10 protein-coding genes are annotated in these 7,810 nt (G+C 72.4%); 5 read left to right on the top strand and 5 right to left on the bottom strand.

Annotation, left to right across the window (positions count from 1 at the left end; translation table 11 throughout):
* On the top strand, nt 1-417 hold a 417-nt coding region (locus Q0L54_RS08875), incomplete at its 5' end, for a hypothetical protein (RefSeq protein ID WP_296667330.1).
* 22 nt (nt 418-439) lie between these two features.
* On the opposite strand, the gene Q0L54_RS08880 is transcribed toward Q0L54_RS08875, so the two are convergent.
* Together Q0L54_RS08880 and Q0L54_RS08885 are read right to left on the bottom strand one after the other, a co-directional pair.
* Nucleotides 440-1,423 carry an NAD-dependent epimerase/dehydratase family protein gene (locus Q0L54_RS08880; RefSeq protein WP_296667333.1) on the bottom strand — a complete coding sequence of 328 codons (984 nt, stop codon included), beginning with the start codon at nt 1,421-1,423 and terminating at the stop codon, nt 440-442.
* A gap of 41 nt (nt 1,424-1,464) precedes the next feature.
* On the bottom strand, nt 1,465-1,779 hold the full coding sequence (locus Q0L54_RS08885; protein WP_296667336.1) for a YciI family protein: 315 nt from the start codon (nt 1,777-1,779) through the stop codon (nt 1,465-1,467).
* Nucleotides 1,780-1,970: 191 nt separating this feature from the next.
* Between Q0L54_RS08885 and Q0L54_RS08890 the strand changes: the two genes are divergently transcribed.
* Together Q0L54_RS08890 and Q0L54_RS08895 are read left to right on the top strand one after the other, a co-directional pair.
* On the top strand, nt 1,971-3,311 hold the full coding sequence (locus Q0L54_RS08890) for an MFS transporter (protein ID WP_296667339.1): 1,341 nt from the start codon (nt 1,971-1,973) through the stop codon (nt 3,309-3,311).
* Between the two features lie 82 nt (nt 3,312-3,393).
* A complete protein-coding gene (locus Q0L54_RS08895) occupies nt 3,394-3,825 on the top strand; it encodes a hypothetical protein (RefSeq protein ID WP_296667342.1) in 432 nt (143 codons plus the stop codon).
* Nucleotides 3,826-3,853: 28 nt separating this feature from the next.
* Here Q0L54_RS08895 and Q0L54_RS08900 read toward each other — a convergent pair whose 3' ends face one another.
* The 3 genes from Q0L54_RS08900 to Q0L54_RS08910 all read right to left on the bottom strand — a co-directional run bounded on the left by Q0L54_RS08900 (nt 3,854) and on the right by Q0L54_RS08910 (nt 5,532).
* A complete protein-coding gene (locus Q0L54_RS08900) occupies nt 3,854-4,297 on the bottom strand; it encodes a VOC family protein (protein WP_296667344.1) in 444 nt (147 codons plus the stop codon).
* 120 nt (nt 4,298-4,417) lie between these two features.
* Nucleotides 4,418-4,660 carry a DUF4287 domain-containing protein gene (locus Q0L54_RS08905; RefSeq protein ID WP_296667347.1) on the bottom strand — a complete coding sequence of 81 codons (243 nt, stop codon included), beginning with the start codon at nt 4,658-4,660 and terminating at the stop codon, nt 4,418-4,420.
* 41 nt (nt 4,661-4,701) lie between these two features.
* Nucleotides 4,702-5,532 carry a hypothetical protein gene (locus Q0L54_RS08910; protein WP_296667349.1) on the bottom strand — a complete coding sequence of 277 codons (831 nt, stop codon included), beginning with the start codon at nt 5,530-5,532 and terminating at the stop codon, nt 4,702-4,704.
* A gap of 87 nt (nt 5,533-5,619) precedes the next feature.
* Between Q0L54_RS08910 and Q0L54_RS08915 the strand changes: the two genes are divergently transcribed.
* Nucleotides 5,620-6,534 carry an aldose epimerase gene (locus tag Q0L54_RS08915; protein WP_296667351.1) on the top strand — a complete coding sequence of 305 codons (915 nt, stop codon included), beginning with the start codon at nt 5,620-5,622 and terminating at the stop codon, nt 6,532-6,534.
* A gap of 1 nt (nt 6,535) precedes the next feature.
* Nucleotides 6,536-7,810: phage holin family protein (locus Q0L54_RS08920; RefSeq protein WP_296667354.1), on the top strand; the 1,275-nt coding region annotated here is incomplete at its 3' end.

Consider the following 7,810-nt stretch of genomic DNA (forward strand, 5'->3'; position numbering starts at 1 on the left):
GCGCACGGGATCGTGCTCGCCGCCACCGACAGCGATCCGTACAACGCGCTGGTGGCGCGCGACCTGGGCGCCGAGCTGGGTCATCACCGCGCCTTCCAGCTCGCCCCCACCGGCGAGGCGGCGAGTGAGCGCGGCCGCCTGGCGTTCGACCGCCGCGCGGCCTACGCGTTCGACGGCCGCGCAGGCCTCGCCTACCTCGACGCGCGTCTGGCCGAGGGCTGGCGCGTGCGGGCCACGCCGCTGACAAAGGAGTACGGCTGGCGCGAGCTGGCCGCGAGCCTGGGCGGACGCGGAATGGAGGCCGTGCCCATCGGCGCCGTCGACGCCTCCGGCCGCTTCCGGGTGTTCGCGCGCTCGCAGGCGTTCGTGCCGGCGCGCGGCTCGACCATGGTTTACCTCGCCCCCGCGAGCGCCTGAGCCTCGCCCGCGGCAGGCCCGCCTACGCCAACTCCTCGAGCGCGGCGAGCTCCTCCTCGCGGGTGAGGCCCGACGGCCCCTCCCGATCCACGCCCAGCTCGATCTCCTCCGCCAGGACGTCGCGCATCGTCTCCCTCAGGGGGCGCAGGGTGGCGCCCGTCTCGAGGAACCGCGCGTCGGAGTGGTAGCCGGTGCGCGCGCCGGAGCCGTCATCGGGATGCCAGAGCGGCAACGACCGCGGGCCCTTCCACGGCCGGATGTCCAGGTCCGCGAGGCGGTCGGGCGGGGCCTCGACCCGAGCGCCCGTAGACACCGCGGTCGCCCGCGCGAGCCACACCATGTCCTTGAAACGCATCGGCGGGCCGACGGCGTTGACCGCGCCCGTCACGCCCCCCTCGATCGCGGACACCAGCCACGCCACCAGGTCGCGGACGTCGACCACCTGCAACGGATGCATGGGCCCGCCGGGCTCGATCATCGCGTGATCGCCGGCGTCCGCCGCGCGGCGAGGCCAGTACGCGAACCGCTCCGTGGGGTCGCCGGGGCCCACGATCACGCCCGCCCTCACCAACAGCGCGTCGGGATGCGACGCACGGGTGTCGAGCTCGCAGCGCACCTTCGCCGCGTCATAGCGCGTGCCGTCGACCACGGCGTCGGGCTCGACGGGCTCGCGCAGCGGCGCGTCCTCCGCGATCGTTTCGCGGGTGGGCGCGTACGCCGCGACCGAGGAGACATAGACCCAGCGATCGGCCGCGATCGCCTGGGCCGCCTCGCGCACCTGCCGGGGCTGCCAGCTGACCTCGACCACCGCGTCCCAACGGGTGTCGCTCACGGCGTCGTAGGCGCCGGGCCGGTCGCGGTCCGCGGTGACCAGCATGGCGCCCGGCGCGACCGCTCCCGACGTCCCGCGCGCCAGGCACGTCACCTGCCACCCGCGCGCGAGCGCCTCCCGGGCGGTCTCGCGACCCAGCCAGGCCGTGCCGCCAAGGATGAGCAGGGAGGGCATGCGTCCAGGCTAGCGGGACGATGCGCAGGCCGGGTGGGCGGTCAGCCCTCCGCCGCCCAGTCGTAGAACGGCCACACCTCGAGCACCCCGCCACGCGCCATGGGGTGGTCGAGCGCGATCGCGACGGCCTCGTCCAGGGTGTCGCACTCGAGGATGTCGATGCCCGCGATCGCGCGGTGCGCGTCCGACAGCGGCCCCGGCTCGACGGTGGCGCCCGCACCGCGGACTCTGACCACGCGGGACTCCCCCGCGTCCGCCAGGCGGTCCCCCCACACCCGCGCGCCGCTCGCATCGTGTTGCTCGACCCAGCGGTCGATGTCATCGGGGCCGCCCGCGGGGTCGTCGACCGTTTCCATGCAAACCAGCAACAGATAGCGCATATCACCCTCCCCGGGGGCCACGTGCGGGACCCACCCTGGCATCGTCCCACCGCGGGGCGACGCGCGCCGGGCGGCGGGCGGCGGGGCGGGCTTAGGGTGATGGCGGCGCACGTATCGGCGCGACGCCGCGGAAGAACCGCCCGCGTCAGCCGGTTGTGCCTGGTGGAATGACTCAAACCTTCGCCTCGCTGCGCATCTTCAACTACCGCCTGTGGTTCGCGGGCGCCCTCGTGTCGAACGTGGGCACCTGGATGCAGCGCGTCGCGCAGGACTGGCTGGTGCTCACCGTGCTCACGAACGAGTCCGGCGTGGCGGTGGGCGTCACCACCGCGCTGCAGTTTGCGCCGTTCCTGTTCCTGTCCGCGTGGGCGGGCGTGCTCGCGGACCGCATCGACCACCGCAAGCTCCTGCTGTGGACCCAGGTGGGTCAGGGGCTGCTGGGGCTGGGGCTCGGCATCCTCACCGTGGCCGGCCACGCGGAGTTGTGGCACGTGTATGCGTTCGCCCTGGCGCTCGGCGTGGTGTCCGCGATCGACGGGCCCGCGCGGCAGACCTTCGTCTCCGATCTGGTGCCCACCGCGTCGCTGCCGAACGCGGTGGCCCTCAACAGCGCATCGTTCAACGCCGCCCGGCTGATCGGCCCCGGCGTCGCCGGCCTGCTCATCGCGGTGGTCGGGTCCGGCTGGGTGTTCATCATCAACGCGGCGACCTTCGGGGCCACCATCGCAGCGCTGCTCGCCATGCGGCGCGGCGAGCTTCATCCGCAGCAGCGTGCCGTCCGCGGCCGCGGCCAGGTGCGCGAGGGCATCCGCTACGTGCGCCGCAGACCCGACATCGTGGTGATCATGGTGGTGGTGGGCGTGGTGGCGGCGCTGGGCCTCAACTTCCAGCTCACGAGCGCGATGATGGCGGCCACCGAGTTCGGCAAGGGGCCCGGGGAGTACGGTCTGCTCGGCTCGGTCACCGCGATCGGCTCGCTCACGGGTGCGCTGCTCGCGGCGCGCCGCCCGCGCCCGCGGCTGCGACTCATCGTGGGAGCGGCATTCGCCTTCGGGATCGCCTCCGCGCTCATGGCGCTGGCGCCCACATACCCGCTCTACGTCATCGCGTGCGTGCCCGTGGGCTTCACGGTGCTCACCATGATCACGTCCGCGAACGCCGCCGTGCAGACCACCACCACCCCGCGGATGCGCGGCCGCGTCATGGCGCTCTACATGATGGTGTTCCTGGGCGGCACGCCCATCGGGTCTCCCGTCGTGGGCTGGATCGGCGAGAACTGGGGGCCGCGGTGGTCGATCGGGGTGGGCGCGATCGCGTCCGTGCTGGTCGCCATCGGGGCCGCGGCCTGGCTGGTCCGCGACTCCCGGGTGCGGCTCGCGTACCAGCGGTCGCGGCCGTTCGTACGCGTGCGCTACCCGAGCCCCGAGGAGGCGGACCGGGAGACCCGCGCGCGGGCCGCGGAGGACATTCTGGTCCAGCAGATCAAGGATCGCTCCGCGCAGCCGTGACCGGCGGAATGGCCGTGGCGAGTCCGGGAGAGCCGATGCGCGCGCCGCCACGTCGACGCCATACTGGTACCGGGAGGCACACATGGTCGCAAGTGCTGGATTCAGCGGGGACTACATCGCATCGTGCCGGTGGCGCATCGAGGCGCAGGTGGCCGCGTTCGACCTGTTGCTCGCTCAGGCGCCGGACGATGGCTCGATGGACGGCGCCCTGAGGGAGATCGAGGACGAGTACTTCGTCGCGATGGCCGGGCAACTCGAGGGCATGTTCGCTCATCGTGCGCGTGAGGCCGAGGGTGACGGCCCGGGGCCGCTCAAGGAGATGCGCGCCGTGGTCGAGGCGCTCAACGGCAACGGCGGCCGGTTCGACCCTCCGGCGAGCACCGGTCTCACCGCGGAGACCACCGTGCTCGGGTTGGACCCCGGCGACACCATCCGCCTGGATCGGGACGCCTTCCAGGACCTCGCGAACGCGTTCTTCGACGCGGTCGAGGGCGCCTACCGGGTGACCGACTAGGACGGCGGGACGATGCGCGGGTCTGGACCTACGCCAGCCCCACTCCCTCGGTGAGCGGCGAGACCATCATCCAGCGGATCCCGAAGCGGTCCTCACAGGTGGCGAACAGCTGGCCCCAGAACTCGGCCTGCGGCCCGTAGGACTCCTTCGCGCCCTGGGCAAGCTTCGCGAAGGCGTCGCGCAGGGAGTCCTCGTCGTCGTACTCGAGGTTGATGGAGATCGCGTTGCCGTTGGTGAGCTTGTGCCCCATCGACGGCATGATGTCCGTGCCCATGATCTGGTGCCCGCCCAGGGTCTCGAGAGCGACGTGCATGACGCGGCCGCCCTCCTCCTCGGACATCGGAGGCGCGCCGGGAACCTCGCGCATGAGCTGGACCGGCGCGGTGAACTCCCCGCCGAAGACGTCCCGGTAGAAGTGGAACGCCTCCTCGCAGGTGCCGTCGAAGTTGAGATAGGTCGAGACGGTGGCCATGGTTCCTCCGGGGACTGGGGCGCGGACAGCGTCAGGCTACGTCCGGCGGCAGACATTGCGCGCGTCGAGGCGCGCGACGGGACGATGCGCCCGTCGAGACACGTTCGCGGCGGGCGGCGGTCAGTCCAGCCGTGCCTTCACCCAGCCCACGACGGCATTCGCGTGGCCGTGGCCCATGGCGTGCTCGGTCTTGAGCCACTCGACCACCTCCATGTGGCGACTCTCCGCCAACCGGGGCTGGACCAGGTCGATCCATTCCTGCATCGGCCGGCCGTACCTCGTCTCGATGCTCGGAAAGTAGGACACGGGGCCGTGCAACTTCTGTCCCGCTGCCAGCTCGGGGGCAAGGATGCGCTCGCTCATGGGGGCATCGTAGATCTGGCTCCTAGCGAGGCACCGCCGAACTAGGCCCGGTCGGCCTCGCCGCACGCGTCGAACAGCTCCTGGAGGACCTCCATCAGGGCGCCCTCAGCGTGCATCTCAACGTAGGTCTCGGGGCCGCCACCCACGCTCATCCAGACCTTGAACAGGAACGTCTGCTTCGACTCCGCGAACGCGTGCGGGTCGCACCTGGCGACGCGGATGGTCACGGGCACCTCGAGCCGCAGGCGGCCGGCGACCAGCTCGGCCGGCAGCTCGCCCGCATCGGCCTCCAGCGCGAAGATGACGGACCCGGCCGCCTGGGTCAGCACCACCGACTGAGACGATTCCGCTCGCGTCAAGGTGATCGTGGTGTGCAGCGCGCCGTCGTCGATCGCACCCGGGAGCCCCAGGCTCGGCACCGCCGCGTCCGTCACGCCCTGCATCAGACACTCGTTCTGGTTGATCTCGGCGAGCACCGCATCGTCCACCGCCACGGACTGCACCACCTCGGCGCCGTCGGACTCGATCACCAGCTGGGCGCTGCTGGGCCCGGCGCCGGCCGGGCACACAGCGTCGCCCAGGGGGAGCCGCACCCGAGCGTCGTGGCCCGGGTAGACGCGCACCCCGACTTCGACCGCGTCGAGCCGCTCGAAGGAGGGCGAGAACAGGGCGCCTCCGGTCACCATCACGTCCTCGCCGCCTTCGGATTCGACGTGGACCTCGATCCAGCGCTGCGCCTGCAGCGTGCGCGGATACTCGAGCACCGCGGTGGGACCCACGATCGGGAACTCGGGCACCGCCCCACATCCGGCGAGCGCGACGGCCAGCGCGGTCGCCACGGCGGCGAGGCGCGCGCGGGGACGAGGTGGCATGGCGCCATTGTGCACGGCACCGGCGCCGCGCGGCGCGTCGGGACCTCCGGCGTGGCCGCGCCGTGGCGCTTCGGCCATGATGGAGACATGCCCGAGATCATCACCATCGAGAACCCTTATTGGAAGGTCGGCCTGCTTCCCTCGACCGGCGGATCCGTCGCATTCGGCCAGGTCCGCCTCGAGGACGAATGGGCGGACGTGCTGCGTCCCACCACGGCGGCGAACCTCGCCACCGCGTCCCGTACCGCCTCCTATCCCCTGGTCCCCTGGTCGAACCGGATCCGTGAGGGCCGGCTGCGGTGGGACGGCACGGAGTACGCGTTGCGTGTCAACTGGCCGGACGGCACCGCGATCCACGGCACCGGCTGGGAGTACCCGTGGGCCGTCGTGGAGCGCTCCGATGACCGCGCGGTGCTCGAGCTCGACTCTCGCGACTACTTCGGGATGAACTGGCCGTGGGCGTTCGTCGCGCGGTTCACCTATGCGCTCGACGGCGATCGCTTCGTGTGGACCTACGGCGTCGAGAACGTCGACCAGGAGGCGTTCCCCGCCGGGTTCGGCCACCACCCTTACTTCCTGCGGTCCGTCGCGGGCTCCGCGGAGGCGGAGCTCGAGGTGCGGTGCGCGCACGGCTACGCGCTCGCGCAGCAGATGCCCACCGAGGGCGCCGGCGAGATCCCCGCCCACGCGAACTTCACCACCCGCCGCCCCGTGGGGCAGACCTTCGTGGACGACTGCTTCACCGGCCGCACCGGCGAGACGCTCGCCGCGATCGAGTACCCCGGCACGCTCGGCCTCGAGATCACCGCCGACTCGCTCCTGTCACACGCCGTCCTGTACATCCCGCCGGGCAAGGACTTCTTCGCCTTCGAGCCGGTGTCGAACGCGAACGACGCGTTCACCCTCGCCGCGAACGGCGTGGAGGGCACGGGGCTGTTCACCGTCGAGCCGGGACAGGCGGTGGAGGCCTCGTTCGCCATCGCCGCGACGCCGCTGCGCTGACGTGACGGACCCGCAGGCGCCCGTGGCCGCGCCGGGGGTCACGCGCCCGCGGCGCCCTGTCGCCGTGATCGCGCTCGCCCTGGTGACGGGGCTCGGCGGCCTGCTCGAGATCGCCGTCGCCGCAGCGGTGCTGGTCACCCCGGTTCAGGGGGACGATGCGGGGGTTCCGACGGCGGTGACCCTCGCCCTGGGAATCGCCGGGCTGGCGCTGCTCACCCTTGCCGTCACGCTGTGGCGTGGGTCAAACGGCGCGCGGCTGCTGCTCACGGCGCTGCTCGCCTTCCGCGTGCTCTACGCGCTCTACCAGGCCGGAGAGTCCGGCATTGGGGCCGCGGCCACGGTGGTGGCCGTCGCCGGCGCCTCGCTGGCGCTCGCCTGGAGCCCCTCCGCCCATGCCTGGTTCCAGGGCGACCGCGAGCGCGAGCTGTCGCACGCCATTCACGCGTCGCCGCGCACCGTGCGCGGGCGGGCGACGCGGGCCGCGCAGCTCGCCGTGCAGGCGCTGCTGGTGTGGGCGACCATCGGAATCACCCCAGGAGTCACGGCGGACGGCTGGATCGCGGGCCTGGCGGCCGGCGTCGCGGTGGGTGTGGTGACGTGGCTGCTGCAGCCGGTGTGGCTGAGGCTCGCGAGCCGGTTCGGGTGGGCCGGCACGCTGGTGACGGCGCTGGGCGCGAACGTGGTGACCGTGGGGCTCGCGCTGTGGCTCGCCCCCGGCGTCGACGTGGCGAACGTGGGATGGGCGCTGGTCGCCTCGTGGGTCCTCACCATCCTCATGACCCTCGTGACCTGGCTGTTTTCGGTGGGCTCCTACGACTACCTGCTGGTCCATGCGACGCGATCGGCGCTGCGGGGCGACCGCCCGGAGCCCGACGGTCTCCCGGGCATGCTGATCATCCAGCTCGACGGGGTCTCGGCGCCGCTCCTCGAGAACGAGATCCGCGCGGGCAACCTCCCCACCGTCTCGCGATGGATCCGCTCCGGAAGCCACCGCTGGACCGAGTGGACCGCGCGGGTGCCGTCCACCACGCCCGTGAGCCAGGCGGGCATCCTCCACGGCTCCAACGAGAACATCCCCGCGTTCCGGTGGTGGGACCGCGAGCTGGGTCGCATGCTGGTCGCGAACGTGCCCGCCGACGCGGCGCTCATCGAGGAGCGGATCTCGGACGGCCGGGGACTGCTCGCCGACGGCGGGGTCTCGATCTCGAACCTGTTCTCCGGCGACGCCCCGCGATCCTTCCTCACCATGAGCGGCATGCGCGGAGGCGACCGCTCG

The sequence above is a fragment of the Demequina sp. genome (assembly GCF_024642165.1).
Classification (GTDB): Bacteria; Actinomycetota; Actinomycetes; order Actinomycetales; family Demequinaceae; genus Demequina.